Source organism: Helicobacter kayseriensis (assembly GCF_021300655.1).
GTDB classification, from domain to species: Bacteria; Campylobacterota; Campylobacteria; order Campylobacterales; family Helicobacteraceae; genus Helicobacter_G; species Helicobacter_G kayseriensis.
Genome location: NZ_JAJTNB010000004.1, coordinates 22,037 through 44,053 on the forward strand (window position 1 = coordinate 22,037; position 22,017 = coordinate 44,053).

Annotated in this window: 24 protein-coding genes; 15 read left to right on the plus strand and 9 right to left on the minus strand. The window is 38.8% G+C overall.

The genetic code is table 11. The features are described 5' to 3' along the window. Positions 1–38 precede the first annotated feature (38 nt). From argB to LW137_RS04450, 6 genes are all read left to right on the plus strand, one after another. Entirely contained in the window at positions 39–887 is an 849-nt protein-coding gene (argB, locus tag LW137_RS04425; RefSeq protein ID WP_233033585.1) for an acetylglutamate kinase, read from the plus strand. A gap of 77 nt (positions 888–964) precedes the next feature. Next, positions 965–1,360 carry a hypothetical protein gene (locus tag LW137_RS04430; RefSeq protein ID WP_233033586.1) on the plus strand — a complete coding sequence of 132 codons (396 nt, stop codon included), beginning with the start codon at positions 965–967 and terminating at the stop codon, positions 1,358–1,360. A gap of 86 nt (positions 1,361–1,446) precedes the next feature. Beyond that, a complete protein-coding gene (rplM, locus tag LW137_RS04435) occupies positions 1,447–1,872 on the plus strand; it encodes a 50S ribosomal protein L13 (protein ID WP_233033588.1) in 426 nt (141 codons plus the stop codon). Positions 1,873–1,883: 11 nt separating this feature from the next. Further along, entirely contained in the window at positions 1,884–2,273 is a 390-nt protein-coding gene (rpsI, locus tag LW137_RS04440) for a 30S ribosomal protein S9 (RefSeq protein ID WP_233033590.1), read from the plus strand. A gap of 33 nt (positions 2,274–2,306) precedes the next feature. Then, on the plus strand, positions 2,307–3,143 hold the full coding sequence (locus tag LW137_RS04445; protein WP_249206159.1) for a TIGR00282 family metallophosphoesterase: 837 nt from the start codon (positions 2,307–2,309) through the stop codon (positions 3,141–3,143). Then, positions 3,140–3,301, plus strand: a complete 162-nt coding sequence (locus LW137_RS04450) for a hypothetical protein (protein ID WP_233033592.1) — start codon at positions 3,140–3,142, stop codon at positions 3,299–3,301. Before LW137_RS04445 ends, LW137_RS04450 begins: the two co-directional genes overlap by 4 nt. Positions 3,302–3,304: 3 nt before the next feature. Here the strand turns inward: LW137_RS04450 and LW137_RS07190 are convergent, their stop codons facing one another. The 3 genes from LW137_RS07190 to LW137_RS04470 form a co-directional block, all read right to left on the minus strand. Beyond that, positions 3,305–4,417, minus strand: a complete 1,113-nt coding sequence (locus tag LW137_RS07190) for a methyl-accepting chemotaxis protein (protein WP_346344790.1) — start codon at positions 4,415–4,417, stop codon at positions 3,305–3,307. A gap of 63 nt (positions 4,418–4,480) precedes the next feature. Continuing rightward, entirely contained in the window at positions 4,481–5,926 is a 1,446-nt protein-coding gene (gene thrC / locus LW137_RS04465) for a threonine synthase (protein WP_233033593.1), read from the minus strand. An 80-nt stretch (positions 5,927–6,006) separates the two neighbouring features. Next, entirely contained in the window at positions 6,007–6,285 is a 279-nt protein-coding gene (locus LW137_RS04470) for a hypothetical protein (protein ID WP_233033595.1), read from the minus strand. A gap of 196 nt (positions 6,286–6,481) precedes the next feature. Between LW137_RS04470 and LW137_RS04475 the strand changes: the two genes are divergently transcribed. The 8 genes from LW137_RS04475 (at position 6,482) to LW137_RS04510 (ending at position 13,461) form a co-directional block, all read left to right on the plus strand. Further along, positions 6,482–6,982: a flavodoxin gene (locus tag LW137_RS04475; RefSeq protein ID WP_233033597.1), complete on the plus strand. Its 501-nt coding sequence runs from the start codon at positions 6,482–6,484 to the stop codon at positions 6,980–6,982. A 107-nt stretch (positions 6,983–7,089) separates the two neighbouring features. Further along, positions 7,090–8,178 carry a peptide chain release factor 2 gene (gene prfB, locus LW137_RS04480; protein ID WP_233033599.1) on the plus strand — a complete coding sequence of 363 codons (1,089 nt, stop codon included), beginning with the start codon at positions 7,090–7,092 and terminating at the stop codon, positions 8,176–8,178. Further along, positions 8,165–8,668 carry a hypothetical protein gene (locus LW137_RS04485; protein WP_233033600.1) on the plus strand — a complete coding sequence of 168 codons (504 nt, stop codon included), beginning with the start codon at positions 8,165–8,167 and terminating at the stop codon, positions 8,666–8,668. The genes prfB and LW137_RS04485 overlap by 14 nt, the downstream gene beginning before the upstream one ends. Next, positions 8,665–9,939: a peptidase U32 family protein gene (locus LW137_RS04490; RefSeq protein ID WP_233033601.1), complete on the plus strand. Its 1,275-nt coding sequence runs from the start codon at positions 8,665–8,667 to the stop codon at positions 9,937–9,939. Before LW137_RS04485 ends, LW137_RS04490 begins: the two co-directional genes overlap by 4 nt. After that, on the plus strand, positions 9,940–10,908 hold the full coding sequence (locus LW137_RS04495) for an HTH domain-containing protein (RefSeq protein ID WP_233033602.1): 969 nt from the start codon (positions 9,940–9,942) through the stop codon (positions 10,906–10,908). Positions 10,909–10,912: 4 nt separating this feature from the next. Further along, on the plus strand, positions 10,913–11,356 hold the full coding sequence (locus tag LW137_RS04500) for a DUF3972 domain-containing protein (RefSeq protein WP_233033603.1): 444 nt from the start codon (positions 10,913–10,915) through the stop codon (positions 11,354–11,356). 2 nt (positions 11,357–11,358) lie between these two features. Then, the gene (locus LW137_RS04505) at positions 11,359–12,222 is read left to right on the plus strand and encodes a damage-control phosphatase ARMT1 family protein (RefSeq protein WP_233033604.1); all 864 of its coding nucleotides are present in this window, start codon (positions 11,359–11,361) and stop codon (positions 12,220–12,222) included. A 45-nt stretch (positions 12,223–12,267) separates the two neighbouring features. Then, complete coding sequence (locus tag LW137_RS04510; protein WP_233033605.1) at positions 12,268–13,461, plus strand: NAD(P)/FAD-dependent oxidoreductase; 1,194 nt, start codon at positions 12,268–12,270, stop codon at positions 13,459–13,461. A 4-nt stretch (positions 13,462–13,465) separates the two neighbouring features. On the opposite strand, the gene LW137_RS04515 is transcribed toward LW137_RS04510, so the two are convergent. The 6 genes from LW137_RS04515 to LW137_RS04540 all read right to left on the minus strand — a co-directional run bounded on the left by LW137_RS04515 (position 13,466) and on the right by LW137_RS04540 (position 20,864). Beyond that, a complete protein-coding gene (locus LW137_RS04515; protein ID WP_233033607.1) occupies positions 13,466–14,170 on the minus strand; it encodes an outer membrane beta-barrel protein in 705 nt (234 codons plus the stop codon). A 26-nt stretch (positions 14,171–14,196) separates the two neighbouring features. Continuing rightward, on the minus strand, positions 14,197–15,135 hold the full coding sequence (locus LW137_RS04520; RefSeq protein ID WP_233033609.1) for an ArsA family ATPase: 939 nt from the start codon (positions 15,133–15,135) through the stop codon (positions 14,197–14,199). After that, positions 15,126–15,389, minus strand: a complete 264-nt coding sequence (locus LW137_RS04525) for a cory-CC-star protein (protein WP_233033610.1) — start codon at positions 15,387–15,389, stop codon at positions 15,126–15,128. Before LW137_RS04525 ends, LW137_RS04520 begins: the two co-directional genes overlap by 10 nt. Then, on the minus strand, positions 15,382–17,067 hold the full coding sequence (locus tag LW137_RS04530; protein ID WP_233033612.1) for a carbon starvation CstA family protein: 1,686 nt from the start codon (positions 17,065–17,067) through the stop codon (positions 15,382–15,384). Before LW137_RS04530 ends, LW137_RS04525 begins: the two co-directional genes overlap by 8 nt. 94 nt (positions 17,068–17,161) lie before the next feature. Then, positions 17,162–19,873, minus strand: a complete 2,712-nt coding sequence (locus LW137_RS04535) for an FtsK/SpoIIIE family DNA translocase (protein WP_233033614.1) — start codon at positions 19,871–19,873, stop codon at positions 17,162–17,164. Positions 19,874–20,003: 130 nt separating this feature from the next. After that, the gene (locus tag LW137_RS04540) at positions 20,004–20,864 is read right to left on the minus strand and encodes a menaquinone biosynthesis family protein (protein WP_233033616.1); all 861 of its coding nucleotides are present in this window, start codon (positions 20,862–20,864) and stop codon (positions 20,004–20,006) included. 111 nt (positions 20,865–20,975) lie between these two features. Here LW137_RS04540 and recA point away from each other — a divergent pair, with 111 nt between their 5' ends. Next, entirely contained in the window at positions 20,976–22,010 is a 1,035-nt protein-coding gene (gene recA, locus LW137_RS04545; RefSeq protein ID WP_233033618.1) for a recombinase RecA, read from the plus strand. Positions 22,011–22,017: the final 7 nt, after the last annotated feature.

Consider the following 22,017-nt stretch of genomic DNA (forward strand, 5'->3'; position numbering starts at 1 on the left):
TATTATAATTGTGGATTATTTTACATCAAGGTTTTGCAATGAATGTTCAATTCAAAACAGCAGAAATCCTGCTTGATGCTCTCCCTTTTATTAAAAAGTTTCGCGGGAATCGGATTGTGATTAAATATGGGGGGTCTGCTCAAATTAACCCTGTTTTAAAGGAAAAATTTGCACAAGATATTGTTTTGATGTATATGCTTGGAATCCATCCTGTGATTGTGCATGGTGGAGGTAAGCGGATTACTGAAATGTTGGAAAAAATGCAAATCCAAAGCCGTTTTGTTGATGGTCATAGGGTGACAAGTGCAGAAGCTATGGAAGTAGTGGAAATGGTTTTGAGCGGAGAGATCAATAAAGAGTTGGCATATTTTATGAGTCTTAATGGGGTTAATGCAATTGGAATGAGTGGAAAAGATTCTAATCTTTTGGTAGCTCAGCCTAAAGATGGAGGAAAATTTGGCTTGACAGGAGAGATTGTAGAATGTCACTCTGAGGTCATAGAGGCACTGATTACTGGTGGGCTGATTCCGATTATTTCACCAATCTCTGGGGATAGAAGGGGAAATTCTTATAATATTAATGCCGATGATGTCGCGTGTGCTGTAGCTAGGGCAATCAAAGCAGATAAGGTGATTTTCTTAACTGATACTCAAGGTGTCTTGGATCAAGAAGGGAAATTGCTTGAGAGTATTGATGTCAATCAGGTCGAAGATTTGATTTTACAAGGCGTGATTAGTGGAGGGATGATTCCTAAGATTCGATCTTGTGTGGAATGTTTGAGTGCAGGAGTAAAGAAGGTACACATTATTGATGGTCGCGTAGAGCATTCTTTGCTCTTAGAGCTTTTTACAAGCGATGGTGTGGGAAGTGAGATCATAAAATGCTAGAGGAATATCGGCTTGGATTTTTTGAGCGAACATGGATTAAGTGGCAGACCCGCTCATTAGGATCAAAGCTGGACAAAATGATAATTTTACTTCCAGTATTTGTCAAAATTGGAGCAAATGAGAATCTGGAAAGAACAATACAAAATGTTAGAAAAATTGTTTTTACTCATGTGAGATCTAGAAGAATAGCAGTGATGGTATTTCGTCGCATTATGTTTAAGGCCAAAAAATTTTTTGAAAATGAAGAGAGCTTTTATGAGGCCAAGCAAAGAGCTTATGAGATGATTACGCAAAATATTCAAATGTTTTCTTTGGTGATGGATGCTTTAGATGGAATCGATCGAGAGTTGGGGCGTTCTATGATGATTGTCAAAAAAAATTATGAAGAGAGTTTTGAACTTCCAGCTGAAACGAAGCGTTTGTTGCGATATCAAGAAAAAAGATATTTTGAAAATGAAGGAGGAGTTTCTTAATCTTTTCTTAAATTAAGGAAAGATTAAGTTTCATTGGTTAGAATGAGCTTTCCTTTTTATAATATTTTTTCAATAAGGTTCAATCAATGGAAATGACAAAAATTGCAAATGAGGCTCAAATTGAGCGAAAGTGGATCGTATTGGATGCCAAAGACAAAGTATTTGGTCGTCTAATTACTGAGGTTGCAACATATTTGAGAGGAAAGCACAAGCCTTGTTTTACTCCTCACCTTGATTGTGGTGACTATGTTGTTATTGTGAATGCAACTGAAGTCAAGTTTTCTGGGCTTAAGCTTGAAGATAAAGAATATTTCACTCATTCTGGATACTTTGGAAGCACAAAGAGCAAGACGCTTAAAGAGATGCTAGAAAAAAGCCCTGAGAAACTTTATCACTTGGCAGTGAGAGGGATGCTTCCTAAAAACAAGCTTGGTAGAGCAATGCTTAAAAAGCTTAAGGTTTATAGAGGAAGTGAGCATCCTCATACAGCACAGATTTCAACAGCGAAGTAAAGGATAAATAAATGGCAAAAGTTTATGCAACTGGAAAAAGAAAAACAGCAATTGCAAAAGTGTGGCTTACAAATGGAAGCGGAAAATTAAGTATTAATGGGGAAACCTTGGATTCTTGGCTTGGTGGTCATGAAGCAATTAAAATGAAGGTAATGCAACCTTTGGTTTTGACTAAGCAAGAAAAATCTGTAGATATTGTCGCTGTGACTTTGGGTGGAGGTTATTCTGCTCAGGCTGAAGCATTGAGACATGGAATCTCAAAAGCACTTAATGTTTATGATGTTGCATTTCGTGCGATTTTGAAACCAAAAGGACTCTTAACAAGAGATTCAAGAGTGGTTGAGCGAAAGAAATACGGAAAGCGCAAAGCAAGAAGAAGCCCACAATTCTCAAAAAGATAATGATCTACTTCCCCTTCTGGGGATTCTTCCCTTATGATAAAAATTGGAATCATTGGCGATATTGTTGGAAAAAATGCCAGAGCTTTGGTTTTAAAGCTATTGCCTCAAATTAGACAAGAACACGGACTTGATTTTGTTGTTGCAAATGGAGAAAATGCTTCTCATGGCTTTGGATTGAGCATTGCCCATGCTCAAGAATTGTTGCATGGAGGAGTGGATGTAGTTACGGGCGGGAATCATAGTTTTGATAAAAAAGAAATTACCACACTTTTGGGAGAACAAAGTCAAGTTTTGCGTCCGCATAATTGCTCAAAAGAGTTGCCAGGAAGTGGCGTGTTTGTAGGCGTTGTAAATGGAGAGAAATTAGCTGTTATGAATCTGATGGGGCATTTTGGAATGCCTCATTGTGATAATGTCTTTGTTTGTGCAAGAGATGAAGTAGATAGGTTGCATCAAATGGGCATTAAGAATATTGTGATTGATATACATGCAGAAGCAACGAGTGAAAAGCGCACTTTGTTTGAGATGCTTAAGGGCAAGATTAGTGGCATATTTGGGACGCATACACATATTGGGACTGATGATTTAATGCTTGAGGAAGGGAGTGTATATGTAAGCGATGTGGGGATGTGTGGAGCGATAGATAGCGTGATTGGAATGGCTAGCGAAGCTCCAATCCAAAGAGGTTTAAGTGGCATCGGGCATGCAAGATTTGAAGTCAGTTCAAGTCAGAGGACAGTGCTGCAAATGATTATTTGCACTTTGGAGAATGGAGTAGCTTTGGAGGCTTACAAGATTCGTTATTTGCAAACAATGGGATGGCTTCCACCTTTTGAGGCGATCAATCTTTCACCAAAGGGGAAGCGATGAGAAAAAAACCTTGCATCTTTTGCAGAGGCTTTAAGCTTAATACAATCAATCTTTTGTTGATTATTCTTATGTGTCTTGCGATGTATTGGGTCAATCAATATCAAACTCATCAGATTGACCAAGCACAAGAGAATGTGCCCACAAAGCCTCTGAAATAAAATCTATTGATCAGATTCTTGTAAGTTTTGAGCTTCTAAATGTTTCTCATTTAAAAGGCGATCTAAAATATGGATCACTTCATCTGATGCAAGTTCTCCTGATTGAAAGGATGCAATCAGAGTTTGCATATCTCCATTTAATCCATTTTGCCAAAATAGCTCAAGGGCTTGTTGAAAGAATTGATGCACAAGAGCATGTGGTTGCTCAAGAGAGCTGTAGTGTTTGAGGTGTCCAAAGGCCTGTTTGCCATTTCCTTGCTCGTACCATTTTCCAAGCCGGCAATCATGATGAGAAGAGAGTTTAAAATCCTTGTCTTTTTCGAGGATAGCTTGGTAGGTGTTGGTTTTAAATAGCAGATGATCTAGTTTGACCAATCCTACAAATGTTGAATCTAGGACATTTTGGGAGTGGTGATGAATTTCTTTTGAATGATGGTGAAGGGATTTGAAGTTCTCAACTTCGGCACTTGCGTAGTTGATTTCTTCTACGACTGTATTGATTGAATCTTGAACCTCAGAGAAGCTTTGCTTGAGAGATTGGATATCTGTTGAAATATCTTTAGTTGCCCCTCCAGCTTTGTTTGCAAGCTTTCTTACTTCATCAGCAACAACAGCAAAGCCTCTTCCGTGCTCCCCCGCTCTTGCAGCTTCAATAGCAGCATTCAAGGCCAAAAGATTGGTTTGATTGCTAATATCTGTAATGAGATTAATGACGCTATTGATTGCATCCAGATTCTGATAGACATTATCAATCAGAGCTTGGAATGCTTGAAGCTCTTGTTGTGTGTGTTGCATTGTTTGTGAGATTCTTTGTTCAAGTGAGGTTGTTTGCTCTAAATTTGTATTGGAGAGATTTTGGACATCCTGAAGCATATTGACAGAGGAAGAAAAATCATCTTGTAAGATTTTGAGATTTTTGGCTGATGAGGCGATGATGAGAGAAAGCATTTTGTGATAGAAATCTGCCAATCTCTTGTTGTGTTCGCTTTGTGCAATTTGTTGGTTTTGTTTTTTGAGGAGCTCATCTTGTTCTTGAAGCTTGGAGTGAAGTTCTTGATTTTTCTTTGTGAGTTGATCAATTTGTGAGATAAGTTTTTTCTTATAAGAAAAAAACACGACAATTCCTTTAAGCGAAAGATGGAAATAAAATTTATTATAGCAAGACTTGCTCCAAGGCTTTTACTCATTGAGCCATTGGAGAATTGTGGAAGCGATTGTGTGTGGTGCAATAGGGGATGAGCATAGTTCTTGTTTATCAAAAAGTGATTGAACTTGAGGATGAAGAGGAAGATGGAAGTTTGAAGAAATCCAATTTAGGGCCTGTCTATCGTTGGCTTTTTGACCTGTAAGTGCATAAAAAATTGTTGGGCTAAATTTGCTCCATTCTGCCGTAGAGTTAATCAAGATTTTGGAATCTTTTGGAAGAGTTTGTGCGACTGCATAAGCATTGGCGGTGTGGGGATCGATGATTTTCCCTTGCTGAGCTAGAGATTTGATGCACTCTAGGCACTCTTGATCGCTACAAAAACCTGCATCAAAGTAGGTCTTGAGTTTTTGCAATTCCTCTTGGGAGAGTTGGTAGGATTTATGCTGATCAAGAGAGATCATCCATTCCTTGGTGCGTTCACTACCAAAGAGCGCAAATAAAACTCGCTCAATATTGGAGCTTTTGAGGATATCCATTGCCGGTGAATAGGTTTGTAAAAGTTTGCGGGAAGAGATGTCATAGATTCCGCTTTGGATAAAGTCTGTAAGAATATTGTTTGGGTTGCTAGCAATGATGATTTTGTGTAGAGGAAGATTCATTAGTCTGGCATAAAACGCCCCTAATGCATTGCCAAAATTCCCACTTGGAATCACAGTATAGATTGACTCTCCCAAAGAGATCTTGTTTTGTCGGACTAGGCTTAAATAACCCCAAATGTGATAGATGATTTGAAATGCGATACGCCCAAAATTGACAGAATTGCTTGCTGAAATTTTAAATCCTAGTTTTGTAAGATCAGAAAGAAAAGCATTGTCTTGCAGAAGCGTTTTAAGCGCATGTTGAGCATCATCAAAATTTCCAATAATGGGAATCACTTTGAGGTTTGAAGCATCTTGAGTGCTCATTTGCAGGCGTTGAACATCGCTTGTCCCCTCAGCAGGATAAAGACAGATGACAAAAATATTTTTCATTCCCTTAAAGCTCTCAAGGGTAGCAGGGCCTGTATCTCCACTGGTAGCAGTTAGAAGGAGATATTTGTCATTTTTGGCAAAAGAAGAAAATAATCGTCCCAATGGTTGAAGTGCCATATCCTTAAAGGCCCTAGAGGGTCCATGATAGAGCTCTTGTAAGTAAAACTGATCATGAAGGTGTGAAATAGGTGCGGGATCTAGTGGATTATCAAAGTTTTTATAACTCGCAAGTGCTTTTTCTAGCCCATCAAGCTCAAGTCCAAGATGTGAAAAAATAGTTTCTGTGAGTGTTGCATAATCCAAATTAAGCAAAGAATCAAGAGAAGGCAGTGGAGGGAAGTTAGAAAGCGTATAAAGACCTCCAAAATTTGCCTTGGGATTGAGGATGGAATCTTTGAAGGTGATTCGTGGAGTTTCTCCTCCACGAGTTTGTGTAAAAATCTGCATCAAAAATCCTTGAATGAAAATAAATGCAATAATAACTTATTGCATTTGGGTTTTAGTGAGATTGAAGCCTTGCGAGAGGATTATTTTTTGATGAGTGTGATAAAAACTTGGCTATCTTCCTTAAAATGCGCTGAGATGAAATTGCTTCCATCAAAGCTAAGCACTTGACCGGGCATTAGTTGATAATGTTCTTGATCATTAAGTGTTGCGCTTACAAGGCCCGAGACGACTGTAAAAAGAACAGAAAATCCCAAATGATTGTGCTTTTGGATTTCTTCGCCCTTAAGTCCTGTTTTTTTGACGAGCATAAACTGATCGTTTTTGATTTGCATTCCTTCTTCTTCAATAATTTTTGTCATTAGAAACTCCTTAAAATAAAATGAGTGATATATCCAAATCCCGATGAATTTTTATTTACTTTTATTTATTTTAAAAAATAGCAAGGGCGAAGAAAGCATGTTCTTTTTTAAGATTTCTTTCAAAATAAATGAGATTGTTTTATTTTATTTGATAAAAGCCTTAGTTCTATTTTAGAAATTTAAACAGGAGAAAATAATGAAAAAAATTGGAATTTTTTATGGAAGTGATGGTGGAAATACTCAAAATGTATGCCAAAAGATTGCCAAAGTTTTTGGTGAAGAAAATGTGGCATTGTTTGATATTGCAAAGGCAACCAAAGAAGATGTGTTAGGATTTGAGAATCTAATCCTTGCAAGCTCAACTTATGGAAGTGGAGATTTGCAAGATGATTGGGAAGGAGCGCTTGCACAATTTCAAGCAAGTGATTTTGCATCCAAAACAATCGCTCTTGTAGGAGTGGGCGATCAGGATACATATAGTGATACATTCTGCGATAGCCTTTTTCACCTCTATGAGAAGGTCAAGCAAGCAAAAATCATTGGGCAAACTGCTGTAGAGGGCTATGAATTTAGTGATAGCCAAGCCGTGATTGATGGTATGTTTATTGGATTGGCTCTAGATGAAGATAACCAAGATGATTTGACAGATTCTAGAATCCAAAACTGGGTTGCACAGATTAAGCCATTGTTTGCTTAAGCAGACATACATAAAAAGGGGGTAGGGGGTAATGATTTGCATATACAGATAGCTTTTTGAGTTTTGCTAAAATCCCAGTTTAAATTTAATCATTTGGATTTGGATATATGGATAATTATGAATACTCAGAGCTTCTTAAAGAGCTTGAAGGAAAATGTAGCAATATTGAAAAAATCATTAAACCCCAAGAGATTCAAAAAGAGCTTGATGAGATTGTCTTGCTTGAGCAAAATCCGGAGTTTTGGAATGATGCAAAAAAAGCAGGAGAGATTGGCAAGCATAAATCAAAACTTTCGCGAATGCTTCAGACTTATAAAAATGCCTCAGATATGCTTAATGACGCCAAAGAACTTTTTGAGCTTGCTGGAAATGATGAGGAGATTTTAAATCAATTGTTTTCTCAAAGTGCAGAGTTGGAAAGCGCGATTAAAAAGGTGGAAATTGAGGTGATGTTGAGCGATGAGAATGATTCTTCCAATGCGATTATCACAATTCAGCCAGGAGCGGGGGGGACAGAAAGTCAAGATTGGGGAAGTATGCTTTATCGAATGTATTTGCGGTGGGCGGAGCGTCGCGGATTTAAGGTTGAGTTACTTGATTATCAAGATGGCGAAGAAGCAGGAATTAAAGGCGTGGCTTTTATCATTAAGGGTGAAAATGCTTATGGGTATATGAAGAGTGAAAATGGCGTTCATCGTTTAGTGAGAATCTCTCCATTTGATGCGAATGCCAAACGGCATACGAGTTTTTCAAGTGTTCAAGTCAGTCCAGAGTTGAGTGATGATATTGATATTATGATTGAAGATAAGGATATTAGGATTGATACTTATCGAGCGAGCGGTGCAGGGGGGCAGCATGTCAATAAAACAGAATCGGCTATTAGGATTACGCATCTTCCAACAGGGATTGTTGTGCAATGTCAAAACGACAGAAGTCAGCATAAAAACAAAGCTACAGCCCTTAAGATGCTTAAAAGTAAGCTTTATGAACTTGAAAAAGAAAAGCAAAATGCCTCTAGTGCCAATCAAGAAAAAAGTGAAATTGGCTGGGGACATCAAATCAGAAGCTATGTTTTGGCTCCCTATCAGCAAGTGAAAGATTTGCGTAGTAACATTGCATATAGCAATGTTGAGGCGATTTTGGATGGGGATTTGGATGAAATGATTGAGGGAGTGTTGGTGAGTGGAGCACAATAAACCTATTCCTCAAATTGAGGAGATCTTAGAACTTCTGCAAAAAGCACGAGAATATAGCATTGAAAGCTTAAGGCGAATCGAAAAGCTCAATGGATATGCAACACAGATTCAAGGACGCAATATCTTTGTGCAGCGAGGTTTGAGGGATCAAGCTCAAATGATGGAAATTTTGAGCCAACAAAATCCAGAACTTGAGATTTTCAAAAGCTCAAAAGATTGTCTTGATGAGATGCTCTCTCATACAATGGCGGTTTCTCAGATCAGTCAAAAGAGCTTAGAGATTTTGGATCTTTCTGCAGATGAGGCTATTGAGCAAGAGGGGATTTCTAAAGCTTCAAGTTTGCTCAAAAGTGTCATTGCGTGCCTTGATCTTATTGAGCAAGAAAAACTAGAGGCTTTTATACAAACAACGACAAGCAACCAAAATGCAGGAAACACTCAAGGAAGTTTGGAAACACTTCAAGCTTTAAAATATCAAATCAAAGGATGATTATGCAAAAGGCTCAACTTCTTTCTCCCGCAGGGAATCTAACAAAACTCAAAATCGCTTTGGCTTATGGAGCGGATGCGGTTTATGGTGGAGTAAGTCATTTCTCTTTGAGGAATCGCGCGGGAAAGGAATTCACTCTTGAAACATTTAAAGAAGGGATTGATTATGCACATGAGCGAGGAAAAAAGGTGTATGCAGCAATCAATGGATTCCCTTTTAATGCTCAACTCAAACTTTTAGAAAATCATATTGTCAAAATGGCAGAACTTGAGCCTGATGCGTTTATCATCGCAACCCCTGGTGTTGTAAGGCTTGCTAGAAAACTTGCCCCCCATATTCCCATTCATCTATCCACTCAAGCCAATGTGCTGAATGTGCTAGATGCTGAGGTGTTTTATGAAATGGGAGTGAAGAGAATCGTAGCTGCGAGGGAGATGAGCCTTTCTGATGCGGTAGAGATCAAAAAACATTTGCCTGATTTGGAATTGGAGATTTTTGTGCATGGAAGTATGTGTTTTGCTTTTTCGGGGCGATGTTTGATCTCTGCACTCCAAAATGGACGCGTCCCCAATCGTGGAAGTTGCGCAAATGATTGTCGATTTGATTATGAATATTATGTGCGAAATCCAGATAATGGGGTGATGATGAGACTTGTAGAAGAGGAGGGTGTGGGGACTCATATTTTCAATGCAAAAGATCTCAATCTTGCTTCGCATTTGGTAGAGATTCTCTCAAGTGGGGCGATTGATGCACTCAAGATTGAAGGACGCACAAAGTCTAATTATTATGCAGGGATTACAGCACGCACCTATCGAATGGCAATAGATGATTTTTATGCCAAACGATACAACTCACTCAAATACCAAGAAGAGCTCAATACGCTCAAAAATCGTGGATTTACTGATGGGTATATCATGCATCGTCCATATGAAAAGCTTGATACACAAAATCATCAAACAGCAATCAGTGAGGGAAGTTATCAGGTCAATGCTGAGGTGAGTGAGTGTGGGAAGTGGTTTTCCTGTCGCCATACAATCAGAGTAGGGGAAAGCAAAGAGCTTGTTGTGCCACTTGGATGTGCAATAGAGTGTGTGGATAATGAGAGGGGAAGAATCTATGAGCAGGGGGGGAAGTATTTTGTAAGGTTTAAAAAACTTGAGCTTGAAAATGGGGGAGAATTAAGTGAAATCCATAGTGGGAATGTTAATCGTGTCGCGCTCCCTGCATCATTGCCACCCTTTAGTTTTTTGAGGGAGAAAATTGGAGGATAAATGGCAAGGGGATATACATTTTTGGACTTAGCAGAAGAGGTTTTGGGGAAGGCAAAGATTCCTCTTGCCTGTAAGGAGATTTGGGAAAAAGCCCTTGAGTTTGGGCTAGTTTCAAAGCTTGGAAGTGTTGGAAAAACTCCTTGGCAGACGCTATATGCAATTTTATATGTTGGGGTTAAAAATGAACATTTTCCTTTAATGATTGTTTCAAAAAAGCCTACAAAATTTTGGCTTAAATCACGCCAAGAAGAGCTAGATTCTAAAGAACTTCAAAAAAGCATTCAACTCCAAATTCAAAAAGAAGAAAAAGCAAATCAAAAAAACTATTGTGAGCGAGATTTGCATCCTTTGCTTGTGAAGTTTTTGAAAGAAAGTGAAGAATTTAATCTTTGTTGCAAAACAATTTATCACGAAGAAAGCAAAAAACAAAAAAGTGGGAAAAATCGCTGGATTCACCCTGATATTGTGGGAGTGCATTTTCCTTTTGGATTCCAAGAACAAACAACAGAGTTGCTCAAAAATTTTGCTCAAACACCCTATGAGCTTTATAGTTTTGAGTTGAAAATCCGAATTGATTTTTCAAATTTGAGAGAGTGCTATTTTCAAGCAGTGAGTAATTCAAGTTGGGCAAATGAGGGGTATTTGGTAGTTTTGGAATGCGATGAAAGTCAAGAGTTTATGGATGAACTTTGGAGATTAAATAATGCTTTTGGAATTGGAGTGATTAAGCTTAATGCTGATAATTTACTTGATTCTGAGGTTTTAATCCCCTCTGATGAGAGAGAACAATTAGATTTTAAAACCATCGATTTGCTTGTGGGAGAAAATCCAAATTTTAGAAATTTTATTGAATCGATCAATCGCAATATCAAAGTCTCAGATTCGAATTATCTTATTGAGAAAGATTTTGATAGAGTTTTTGAAGATTTGGAAATGAAAACATACATTAAAGACAAAAAGATTGGATAGTGCAATGCAATGGCGAGATATAGAGAGTTTTATTGAGGATACCTCATACACAAAAGCTCAGATTGCTAGGCTTGTAAAAAATGGAGAGATTGAGGCAAAAAATCAAGAAGGAAAGTTATATTTAAGACACAAGGAGAGCTTACCTGCACTCAACGCTTCAAGCAAGGCCCTTGTGAAAGAGCCAGAAGTTTTAATGCAGGAAGTTTTGCAAAAAGTATTGGATATCCACTCTAAATTTGCTCTTGCAAAAGATGAGGTGATTGCTAGCTTAAAGAGTGAGAATGAATTTCTTAAAAGTGCAGTTTTGTCTATGCAAGAGGCTTATATGCAAGATAAAAAAATGCTTGATTTTTTGCGTGAAGAATTGCAAAGAAGCAGGCAGGAGCTGGAGCTAGTGAAGAAAAAATATCGATTGATGTGGGATAAGATCAATGATGCAAAAGAGTGAAAATGAAAGCCCAAAGTGATTGTTTTGCTTGTCTTAAGCGACAAGTATGTGCTCATCCTGTTGCGATAGAAGAATACCAATCTTTTCTCCAAAGTATTCCCAAAGATCAAAATGGGGCAAGTATTGCATTATCTCCACCACAAATTGCAATTGGGCTATATGAGAAGATTGCTAGAGATCTTGGTGTGTCTGATCCCTTTGCTCATATCAAGGCACAAAGCATTCAAAAAGCTAGTCAGATTTTGCAAATGCTAGATCTAGAAGTGCTCTCATTGGAGGAGGCTTTGAGATTATCTGCTTTGGGAAATGTGATTGATTATGGTTCGGCAAGTCAGTTTTGCATCCAAGATTTTGATTTTATGCAAGAGCTTAGCAGAATGGATTTTGCTTGTTTTGATTTTGATAGATTCCAAGATGCTTTAGAGGGTGCAAGAAGTCTTGTAATGCTTGGCGATAATGCTGGAGAGAATCTGTTTGATGAGGTTTTATTGAGGGTTTTATCAAGGCAGTATCCCAACCTTGAGTTATTTTACTTTGTGCGCGGAAAGCCCATTATCAATGATATTACTCTTTTGGACTTGCAGAGGTTTGAGGAATGCAGGGGGATATTTGAGGTTGCGCAAGTGGTAGATAGCGGAGTGAAAAGTCCAGGATTTGTCTATGGTGATGCAAGCACGGAGGCTCAGCAAATTTTTTCAAGATCAGATCTTGTGTTGAGTAAGGGGATGGGAAATTTTGAATGTTTGGATGAGAGAAAAGATTCAAGGATTTTCTATCTTTTGAAGATTAAGTGTCAAGTCGTAGCAGATAGATTGGGATTTGCTTTGGGAAAAATGGTTTTTAGACAAAATCATTTTGTTTTATGATAAAAACATTTTTTACTTTTTATTTTGCAATTTGAGGGAAATTCAATGAATATCTTAATTGTTGGTGGAGGATATGGAGGGTTAAAAACAGCACTTACATTGCAAAAGCGCCACACAAATGCAAAAGTGACTCTTTTGAGCAAGCACGATTATCACTATCAAACAACTCTTTTGCATAAAGTTGCTGTTGGAACTTTGAGTGAGCGTAAAGCCAAGATTTATTATCGCACTTTGCTTAATCGTGTTGCTTTTGTTAAAGATAAGGTGATGGAAATTTGTCCTGAACAAAATACAGTCATTGGCAAACTTGGCAAGTATTCTTATGATATTTTAGTGATTGCCTTGGGGTTTAAACCTGATGATTTTGGAATCAAAGGTGTGCGAGAATATGCATTTAAACTCTCCTCTTTGAATGCATCTTTGGTGCTTGCAAAACACATTGAATGGAAGTTTAAAGATTATCATCTCAAGAAAGATCCCAATGATCTTTCTTTTGTGATTTGCGGGAGTGGCTTAACAGGTGTGGAATTTACAGCTGAGCTTGCACACGATTTGAAGCGATTGTGTCGTATTTATGGGATTGATCGCAAGGAAGTGAAAATTACTTGTATAGGAAGGTCTTCTCAGGTTTTGCCTGTATTTGATCCAAAGCTTAGTCAAAAGGCTCAAAAGAAGCTAGAAGATTTGGGTGTTAAAGTTTTAAATGGCGTTAGTGTCAAGGAGTGTCAAAGTGATGGCGTGATTGTCTCAGAAGGGGGAGAGGAGAGAAAGATCTATGCTCATACGATTCTTTGGTCTGCTGGAGTGAAGGGAAATGATAGCATTGAATATTTTTCCAAAATGACAAGCCACAAGGGAAGATTGAAAGTGGATTCTAAACTTAAGAGTGAAGATTATCCCAATATCTATGTGGTTGGAGATTGTGCAATTTATGCACAAAGGGAGGTCGTTTATGTTCCAACAGCTCAGCTTGCCACACAAATGGGAGAGTATGTGGGAAATCTTTTGGCTGATATGGCAGAGGGCAAAACAGAGACTAAGGATTTCAAATTTATCAATCGTGGATCAGTTTGCTCAATCGGGCATTTAGATGGAGTAGGGGTCGTATTTGGCTATAAGATCAGTGATGGTGTTAGTGCGTTTTTTAAGAATCTGATAGAAAATCGCTGGCTATTTGGGATTGGTGGATTGAAAATGGTCTTTAAAAAGGGGCAGTTTCGCTATCGCAGCAGTGACTAAGTCACTAAAAGCGATAAGTGTAGGAGAAATTCAAATAATCAGTAAAGTTATATTTTGTCTTAAGTGGAATTCCTGCGACAAAATATTCCTTGAGAGGAGAATTGAGCGTCCCTATAAAGCGATAGTTTAAGCTCATTTGATGATGTCCATAATAGTAGTGGAATCCGATGATGGGATATAGGTTGTGTTGGTAAAGATTAGAGAGCGTATAAGTGGTTTGATTGATTTTGGCTTCTCTTGCATGGTAGGTTTCAAAGTTATATCCTAGTCCTGCGCTGATTCCTAAGGTGTGCTCTTCTTTTTGCCAAAAATCCCACAAAACATCAAGTTGTGTACCTACCCAAAATGGAAGAGCAGAGATTTGAAATGTTTGATTTGCCAAATCAACATTTCCAATAATAGGTGTCCCATCATGAACGCTTAGCAATGCACGGATTCCGAAATGATCATCAAAATAGTGTTGGTATCCTCCATAAAATCCCCCCATAAGAGAAAAGCCTGATGAGCTTTGGGAGACATTTTCATGATGGATTGTGGAAGATCCAAATAGTGCTTCTACCCCAACAACAAATCCCGATTTTTTCTGAGCAAGAGTGAGTTCTTTTGGGGTATCTGTAAAGGGGAGTTCTTGTTCTTGTTGAGACTGATCTTCTTGGGCATAAAGAGACAAAAGTAGGGTAAGTGCAAAAAATAATAAACTTTTTTTCATTTCTAATCCTCTTGAAGTAGTGAGTGTCAAATTTTATCATTATTGGGGGAGCGGAAAAGAGGTAAGAGCAAAGAGAGAATGTGCTTTTGTTCTAAGATATCTTCTTTGAGGTGGTGTATGAACCATTGGGGGAATTGAGAAAATTTTTGTTGAATTTGAGAGAGATATTTTTCTTGAATCTCATAGCGTTTTTTAAAAAATGGATCATGGCTTGGAGGAAGGATTTTGTTAATAGCAAGAGCATGGATGTGGATTTTGTCTTTTTGAATCTCTTCTATAGCTCTTTGAGTTTCGTGGATGGAGAGCAGATCGGGAGTGAGGGCAAAAATAATAGAAGTTTTTTGGGGATGAGTAAGGATGGATTGAAATGCTTGGTAGATTTGATATCTCTCTTCTAGATGTTGTTGTAAAGAGTTGTTTTCATAAGAAGGGGAGCCTAAGATATGATAGAGATGATTATTTTTTTGTTGATATCCAAGCATTGTTTTGCTCCAAGTTTTGAGCGTTTGGGCTAGTGTAAAGAATCTCAAAGTGTGTCCAGTGGGTGCTGTATCAATGATGATATGATCCCATTGTGCTTGGCTGTGAGTGATGAGTTTGACAAGCTTGTCAAAAAGGGCAGATTCTTGCGTGATACCATTTTGTGCAGCGCTTTTGTAATAGCGATCAATAAGCTCATAGTGATGAGCCCCAAGAAATTTTTTTGTTTTTTGTGCAATTTCTTGCATATAAGAGAGGGCTTCTTCTTGGGGAATAATTTGTTGAATGGATAGATAGGGGTTGATTTGACTGATTTGTGTTGCATAGGGGATAGAAAAAATATCATTGAGATTGTGTGCAGGATCTGTGGAGATAAGAAGTGTTTTTTTGTTCTGAAGTGATAGATTTAGAGCAAGGGAGCTAGAAATTGTGCTTTTTCCCACTCCTCCCTTCCCTCCAATAAAAATAATTTGATTTAACAGCATGCGCAGGGAAAGAAATCAAAGGGTGATTTTTCAAACCCTATTTTTTTATGCCACTGATGAAATTTGGGCATTAGATCAGGAATCAATTCAAGCATATGAAATTCATAAGGATTAGCAATCCCCATCATCTCTGAAAATGCCAAAAGCATTAGGAGTGCCTCTATTTCTTCTTGTTCTTTTTTGAGGGCTCGTTTGTAGCCAACTTCATAGTAATCTTTGAGAAATTTACTGATTGGGCTATAAATATTACGCATGTTTGCTTCTTAGAATTTTGGAAATGCAAGAGAGGGCTGATAGGACAACAGAAATTGTGACAACAATAACAATAAAGCTGATCACAAAAAGAAGATAACTTTCTTGCGTGTAGTAATCTTTCATTTTAATAAGTGCTCCCCAAAGCGACATACATAAAATAAAGCTCATCGGAATAAGTACAACCAATGAGCCTTTAATGCGTTTATTTTGGATTAGAATCACTCCAAGAGTGAGGAGTGTGAGAGAGGCAAGGATCTGATTGGTTGCGCCAAAAAGTGGCCAGATTGCAACTTCATTTTGTCCCCCTTCTCCTAAACCACTCCATGATAGGCTAAAGCAGAGTCCAACAGCCACAAGTGTCGAAACCCATTTGTTTTTAAGAAAATGGATTTTATAAAGCTCTCCCCATTCTTGAACAATATAGCGTTGCAATCTGATTCCCGCATCCATTGTGGTCGCTGCAAATAGAATCACCATAAGAGATAGAAGAGTTTGTCCAAGAGATTGGGGGATGCCAAGCCCAGAGTGTAAAATAGCCGCCCCTCCAAGGGAAAAGTTGGCTGCTCCCCCTTTGTATAGAGAAGCCCAAGTATCAACTGATAAATCAGGATTAATCAGTCCAAGTCCAGCAATGCAGGCAATGATTGTTCCAAGGGCAAGAGAGCCTTCTCCTAAAGCCCCAAGATAACCAACAAATCTTACATCGGTTTCTTTATCAACCTGCTTAGAAGTTGTTCCAGAAGCAACAATCCCGTGAAATCCACTGATAGCACCACAGGCAACAGTAATAAAAAGCACAGGAATAAGAATCTGCCATCCACCCTCTTGCGTGATGGATGGAATGAGTTTGGGAGCCACAACGGCTGGAGCAACTAGGAAGATAGAGCTATAAAGCAAAATGAGACCGATAAAAAGTTGGATTCCATTGATGTAGTCACGGGGTTGAAGCAAAAGCCAAACGGGCATAATTGATGCAACTCCTGCATATAAAAAGAGGATGATGATCCATTGTTGATAAGCATTAAAACCCAAAAATTCAGCAGGAAGAGAGATAGGGATCACATTTCCGAGAGGAATTAGCCCATAAAGAGCGACCACTCCAATAAGTGTTACTATTCCAAGATTGAGTCTAAAGTGATAGATTGAGATTCCCATAAAGATTGCTACAAATATGGCTCCCCACGCAGGGATAATGGTCGAAGGATAGGCAACGGATTCATTGGCAATAATGACGCCAAAAGCACTGTTGACCATCAAAAGAACTAAAAAGATCACAATCATAAAAAGTTGTCCCACCTTTGAACCTACAATCTTGCGACAAACTCCACCAATTGATTGTCCTTGATGGCGAACGCTTGCCCAAAGAGCACCCATATCATGAACCCCTGCAAAAAATATCGTTCCTAGAACAACCCAAAAGAATGCAGGCATCCAACCCCATTGAACGGCAATCGCTGGGCCAACAATAGGTGCAGCTCCGGCAACAGCTGTAAAGTGATGTCCCCATAGGACAAATTTATGGGTGGGGATATAATCCACTTCATCTCGCATAGTATGTGAGGGGGTAGAAAAATTTGCATCAAGTTTTAAGATTTTTGAGGCAACAAATTTTGAGTAAATAAACCATCCAAAACCAAAGGCAACTAAGCCAATCACAAGCAAAATAAGAGCATTCATAAGTGTCCTTTTATTCTATTTGAATGATCTTATCCTAAGGGAAAAATTTCTTTTATTTTATCTAAGGGTCTCTTGAGCTACCTGTAGGAAAAAGTTACAAAATTTGACGGTTCCCTTTGGAATCTGCTTCGGATAGAAACCCAATCTGTTCAAGTTTTTCAATAAGGGTTGCGGCTTTGTTGTAGCCAATTGAAAGTCTACGCTGGAGGTAGCTAATGGAAGTTTTTCCATCTTGGATGATGATTTGTTTGGCTCTTTCTAGAAGCTGAGCGGTTTCATCATCAAGATCATTGCAATCCAATGCGCCAAAAACCTCTTTTTCTTCTGGCAAAAATGAAGGATCATAGAGTGTTTCTCTTTGGTCTTTGATATAGCTAACGATCGCATTGACTTCATCTTCACTGCTCCAAGGTGCGTGTAGGCGAACCAATCCGCTTACTCCAGGAGGAGTGAAGAGCATATCTCCGCGACCAAGAAGGGTTTCTGCGCCTGCGCAACCAATGATTCCCGCATCAATTTTTGTCCCAACCTTGTAGCTTAGATGAGCAGGAAGATTGGTTTTGATAAGACCTGTGAGCACTTCTGCTCTTGGACTTTGGGTGGCGACGATGAGGTGCATTCCTGAAGCTCTCCCCATTTGAGCGATGCGTGCCATAGAATATTCAACTTCCTTGCCTGCTGTCATCATCAAATCTGCTAGCTCATCGATAATGATGACAAAATATGGAAACTTCTCAAGTCCCATTTCTTGTGCTTTTTGATTGTAGCTGATGATTTCTTTTGTGCGTGATTGACTCATAAGGGTGTAGCGTCTTTCCATTTCACGCACAGCATTGGCCAATCCAATCACTGCCTTTTTGGGATCTGTGATGATGGGGGTGATTAGATGAGGCAAATCACTATAGGGCATAAACTCTACCATTTTAGGATCAACCATCATGAGTTTGAGATCATCTGGAGAGTTGCGATAAAGAAGAGAGAGAATCATCGCATTCACTCCCACGCTCTTTCCGCTACCTGTGGTTCCCGCAATCAAAAGGTGTGGAAGTTTTTTGAGATCTGTGATGAAAGGATTGCCTACCACATCTTTTCCAAGGGCGAGTGTAAGGGGTGAGGCTGAATTTTGAAAAATCTCAGATTCAAAGATTTCTCTAAGATAGATTGTTTGGGTATTGGAGTTTGGAATCTCAATCCCTACGACATTTTTCCCTGGGATGGGTGCTTGAATGCGGATAGATTTAGCCTCCAATGCCATTGCAATATCGTTTTCTAAGCTTTGGATTCTGCTGACTTTGACATTGGGAGCTGGGCGAAACTCAAGGGTTGTGATAATAGGACCAGAATAGGTGCGTATCACATCCCCCTCAATTTTAAAGACAGAGAGCTTTTCAAGCAAGCTTTGAATTTTGGAATCAATCTCATTTTCATCAATCTCGTTTTCTTGTTGAGGAGCTGGAGAAAGAAGAGAGATGGGGGGGAGTTTATAATCTTTGGGGATAGCGACATTGCCCTGATCGATCTCTTTGAGCAATGCTTCGTTTTCTTCAAGCGTTTTGATATGGGCGACTCTTGGCTTAGAAAATGCATTGGGTGCAATGGGTGAGGGTGCAAGTGATGGGGGAGTTGGGCTAGGGGTGCTAGAGATAGAATCTTGAGAGGGCGAAGGTTGATCTTGTGAGGGGTATTGGGTTGCCAAAGAAGTATGCTTAGGATTTTCTTCTGGGGAGGGCAGATCGGTTTGGGGTGAAGTTTTTAAAGAGGCATCTTCTGTAGGTAGTTCAAGTGTTTCTTCTGGCGAATATGGATGATCTGAGATATGCTGATCTAAAGAAGGTGAGGGGTGGTAGGGTTGGCTTGAAGTAGCGCTTTGAGAGGGAGATATTTGTGGCTCTTGTGTGGGGTTCTGTGGTTGAGAGTCTTGAGTTTTTATTTTTTTAAGTAATTCTGCACTTGTGCTGATTGCTTGCGTTGCTCCTAGGGGAAAATGATCTTTAAGAAAGGGATTTTCTTTTTGTGGTTGGATTTTATCCACAACGCGAATATTGACTTTTTTCTCTTCGGTTTTTGTTGCAATGACAAATTCTTGAATATTGAGTTTTTCATCTTTTTTAAACATAATTCTCTCCTGTTTGGGTTGAGCTGGTTGTGTGGGGTTTGGGTTGGCTGATTGATGTGTCTCTTGGGGATGAGGCAAGAGATTTTTGAGATCCACTAAAGAATCTTGACTGTCCTTTTTTGCAAATGGAAGTGCGGGGGAGTGGTGTGAGAAATGTAATTTTGCAGAATGAAAAATATGCTTACATGAAATTGAGATTTTTTTAAAAATAGGCAAGCTTTTTTTGATCCCCCCCAAGAGGCATTGAGAAAAGAAATGTTTTGTTTTGGTCAATATGTGTGGAAGGTTTGCTTGTTTGATGAGTTGGATAGGGTCTTTTTGGCTTAGAGAGAGGAGGCAAACACAAAGGCCAAAAATTGACACAATCCAGATTCCAAAATAACCAATGTGTGGGACAAGAGATGTGGTGATTGCTCTGCCAAAAATACCTGTTTTAAAAGATAGGGCTTGAATCACTAGGAGAAAAAGAAATAATGCAATGGTGCCAAGCGAGATTTCAAGGAAATGCCAAAAGTTTTTTTTGTGCTTTTGATAGGAGCGAATGATATAAAAAAGCAAAATTGGCCACAAATAGCAAAGGATTCCAAAAAGATAGAAATTGAATCCAAAAAAAGAGCTTCCAAATTTCCCCATTAATCCAAAAGCACCAAAGATGAGAAGCAATTCTAAAAAAACAAGAAAAGTAATCAAGAAAAATAGCTGTTTGATTGTTGTCCCTTTCTGAAATCTGGAAAATTATTTTGAGTTTTTATAATTATATCTTGCAGGTCTTATCATCAAATTTAATTTTAAAAATTTGATCAACAAAAGCTATAAAGACTTAGTTGTAGCGAACCTGCTTATATTCTGAGGGAATGAGACAATCAAGAGGATCGATTTTGTGAGGATAAAACCCTCCCTCATATCCTAGCTCAAAGAGCTTTTCAATCCCTCTTAGCTGTGTTTGATTTAAAGAAATGGAATCTGTATTGGCATACAAATTGAGATAAGTCTCCAAATCTTTAGAATTTACTCTAACAAGATGGCGATCTAGGAGCATTTTTGAGAGGATTTGTTTTTGTGTTGTGGCGATTTTGACTGCTTTGGTGAGTGATTCTTCAATGGCAATTGCTTGGATTAGGGGAATGGATCGTGAAATAGCCATTCCTCCAAGTGGAAGAGGGAGCTCTTTTTTTGTAAGATCAAGCCAAATATCCCACAAGTGGGCCTCAACACTCAAAGATGCATCAAAGTTAAGGATTGATTCATGGATCAAAACCCCCGCATCAACTTCACCGCTCAAAACAGCAGTTTCTATATCTAAAAAGTTTTTGTAAATAATTCTTGCTTGAGGGTATTTGAGGCGAAAGAGTAGAGCGTTGGTTGTATGTTCTCCACTGAGTGCGACTTTGAAGTGTTTTTTAAGAATCTTGTCCTTCTTTTTAATGAGTTTTGGACCATATCCTTTCCCAAAGCTTAGACCAGTTCTCAAAAGGGCATAATCTTGGGCAATGAGTGGATAAACGCCAAAAGAAATTGCACTCACTGCATAGAATTTTTGAAGAGCAAGAGCATTGAGAGTTTGAATATCCAGTGCGATATTTTTAAAAGCACAAGGCGTATCTACCCATCCAAACACAATCGCATAATACATAAATAAATCATCAGCATCTGGACTGTGTGCAATGCAAATCTCACGCATAATGTTCCTCTAAGATTTAATTTGAAGTCTAGATTTTACCAAAAACCCCATACTGAAAGCCTTTCTTTGAGATACAATCATCACATTGAAAAGATATCATGAAGGATTGCAATGAGCATTGATGAGCAGAAGAAAAAAGCAATTGAACTTGCTTTGAAACAGGTGGATAAAGCTTTTGGAAAAGGGGCTTTGGTGCGCTTGGGAGATAAGCAAGTTGAAAAAATTGAATGTATTTCAACGGGTTCTTTGGGGCTTGATATGGCATTGGGGATTGGGGGAATCCCAAAGGGTAGGATTATAGAAATTTATGGACCTGAAAGCTCAGGAAAGACAACCTTGAGTTTGCAAGTGATTGCTGAGTGCCAAAAAAATGGAGGAATTTGTGCTTTTATTGATGCAGAGCACGCGCTTGATGTGTATTATGCAAAAAAGCTAGGGGTAGATACAGAGAATCTTTTGGTCTCTCAACCTGATAATGGCGAGCAAGCATTGGAGATCTTAGAGACATTGACACGCAGTGGAGCTGTAGATCTTGTTGTTATTGATTCTGTAGCTGCTTTGACTCCAAAAGCTGAAATTGATGGAGATATGGGAGATCAACATGTGGGCTTGCAAGCAAGGCTTATGAGTCATGCTTTGCGTAAGATTACGGGCGTCCTTCACAAGATGAATACAACTCTGATTTTTATCAATCAGATTCGGATGAAGATTGGAATGATGGGATATGGAAGTCCAGAGACGACGACAGGAGGAAATGCACTGAAATTTTATGCAAGCGTGAGAATTGATATCCGACGCATTGCGACTTTGAAGCAAAATGAACAGCAAATTGGGAATCGAGCAAAGGCAAAAGTCGTCAAGAACAAAGTAGCTCCTCCTTTTAGAGAAGCAGAATTTGATATTATGTTTGGCGAGGGGATCAGCAAGGAGGGTGAAATCATTGATTATGGAGTGAAGCTAGATATCATTGATAAGAGTGGGGCGTGGTTGAGCTATGGTGCGACAAAGCTTGGACAAGGGCGCGAGAATGCAAAGATCTTTCTCAAAGAAAATCCTCAAATCAGTGAAGAAATTATCCACAAGATAAAAGAACAAATTGGGGGGCAAGATGAGATTATGCCTCTCCCTGATGAAACAGAACTCTAAGGAGAAA

Bases quoted from the DNA above. Each gene is read 5' to 3' on its own strand.
- LW137_RS04530 (WP_233033612.1), bottom strand. From the start codon at position 17,067: ATGAATGCTCTTATTTTGCTTGTGATTGGCTTAGTTGCCTTTGGTTTT.
- LW137_RS04470 (WP_233033595.1), bottom strand. From the start codon at position 6,285: ATGACAAAAATTATTGAAGAAGAAGGAATGCAAATCAAAAACGATCAG.
- LW137_RS04490 (WP_233033601.1), top strand. From the start codon at position 8,665: ATGATTATGCAAAAGGCTCAACTTCTTTCTCCCGCAGGGAATCTAACA.
- LW137_RS04475 (WP_233033597.1), top strand. From the start codon at position 6,482: ATGAAAAAAATTGGAATTTTTTATGGAAGTGATGGTGGAAATACTCAA.
- recA (WP_233033618.1), top strand. From the start codon at position 20,976: ATGAGCATTGATGAGCAGAAGAAAAAAGCAATTGAACTTGCTTTGAAA.
- LW137_RS04515 (WP_233033607.1), bottom strand. From the start codon at position 14,170: ATGAAAAAAAGTTTATTATTTTTTGCACTTACCCTACTTTTGTCTCTT.
- LW137_RS04495 (WP_233033602.1), top strand. From the start codon at position 9,940: ATGGCAAGGGGATATACATTTTTGGACTTAGCAGAAGAGGTTTTGGGG.
- LW137_RS04510 (WP_233033605.1), top strand. From the start codon at position 12,268: ATGAATATCTTAATTGTTGGTGGAGGATATGGAGGGTTAAAAACAGCA.
- LW137_RS04520 (WP_233033609.1), bottom strand. From the start codon at position 15,135: ATGCTGTTAAATCAAATTATTTTTATTGGAGGGAAGGGAGGAGTGGGA.
- rpsI (WP_233033590.1), top strand. From the start codon at position 1,884: ATGGCAAAAGTTTATGCAACTGGAAAAAGAAAAACAGCAATTGCAAAA.
- LW137_RS04445 (WP_249206159.1), top strand. From the start codon at position 2,307: ATGATAAAAATTGGAATCATTGGCGATATTGTTGGAAAAAATGCCAGA.
- thrC (WP_233033593.1), bottom strand. From the start codon at position 5,926: ATGCAGATTTTTACACAAACTCGTGGAGGAGAAACTCCACGAATCACC.
- LW137_RS04525 (WP_233033610.1), bottom strand. From the start codon at position 15,389: ATGCGTAATATTTATAGCCCAATCAGTAAATTTCTCAAAGATTACTAT.
- rplM (WP_233033588.1), top strand. From the start codon at position 1,447: ATGGAAATGACAAAAATTGCAAATGAGGCTCAAATTGAGCGAAAGTGG.
- LW137_RS04450 (WP_233033592.1), top strand. From the start codon at position 3,140: ATGAGAAAAAAACCTTGCATCTTTTGCAGAGGCTTTAAGCTTAATACA.
- LW137_RS04500 (WP_233033603.1), top strand. From the start codon at position 10,913: ATGCAATGGCGAGATATAGAGAGTTTTATTGAGGATACCTCATACACA.
- LW137_RS04430 (WP_233033586.1), top strand. From the start codon at position 965: ATGATAATTTTACTTCCAGTATTTGTCAAAATTGGAGCAAATGAGAAT.
- prfB (WP_233033599.1), top strand. From the start codon at position 7,090: ATGGATAATTATGAATACTCAGAGCTTCTTAAAGAGCTTGAAGGAAAA.
- LW137_RS04505 (WP_233033604.1), top strand. From the start codon at position 11,359: ATGAAAGCCCAAAGTGATTGTTTTGCTTGTCTTAAGCGACAAGTATGT.
- LW137_RS04540 (WP_233033616.1), bottom strand. From the start codon at position 20,864: ATGCGTGAGATTTGCATTGCACACAGTCCAGATGCTGATGATTTATTT.
- argB (WP_233033585.1), top strand. From the start codon at position 39: ATGAATGTTCAATTCAAAACAGCAGAAATCCTGCTTGATGCTCTCCCT.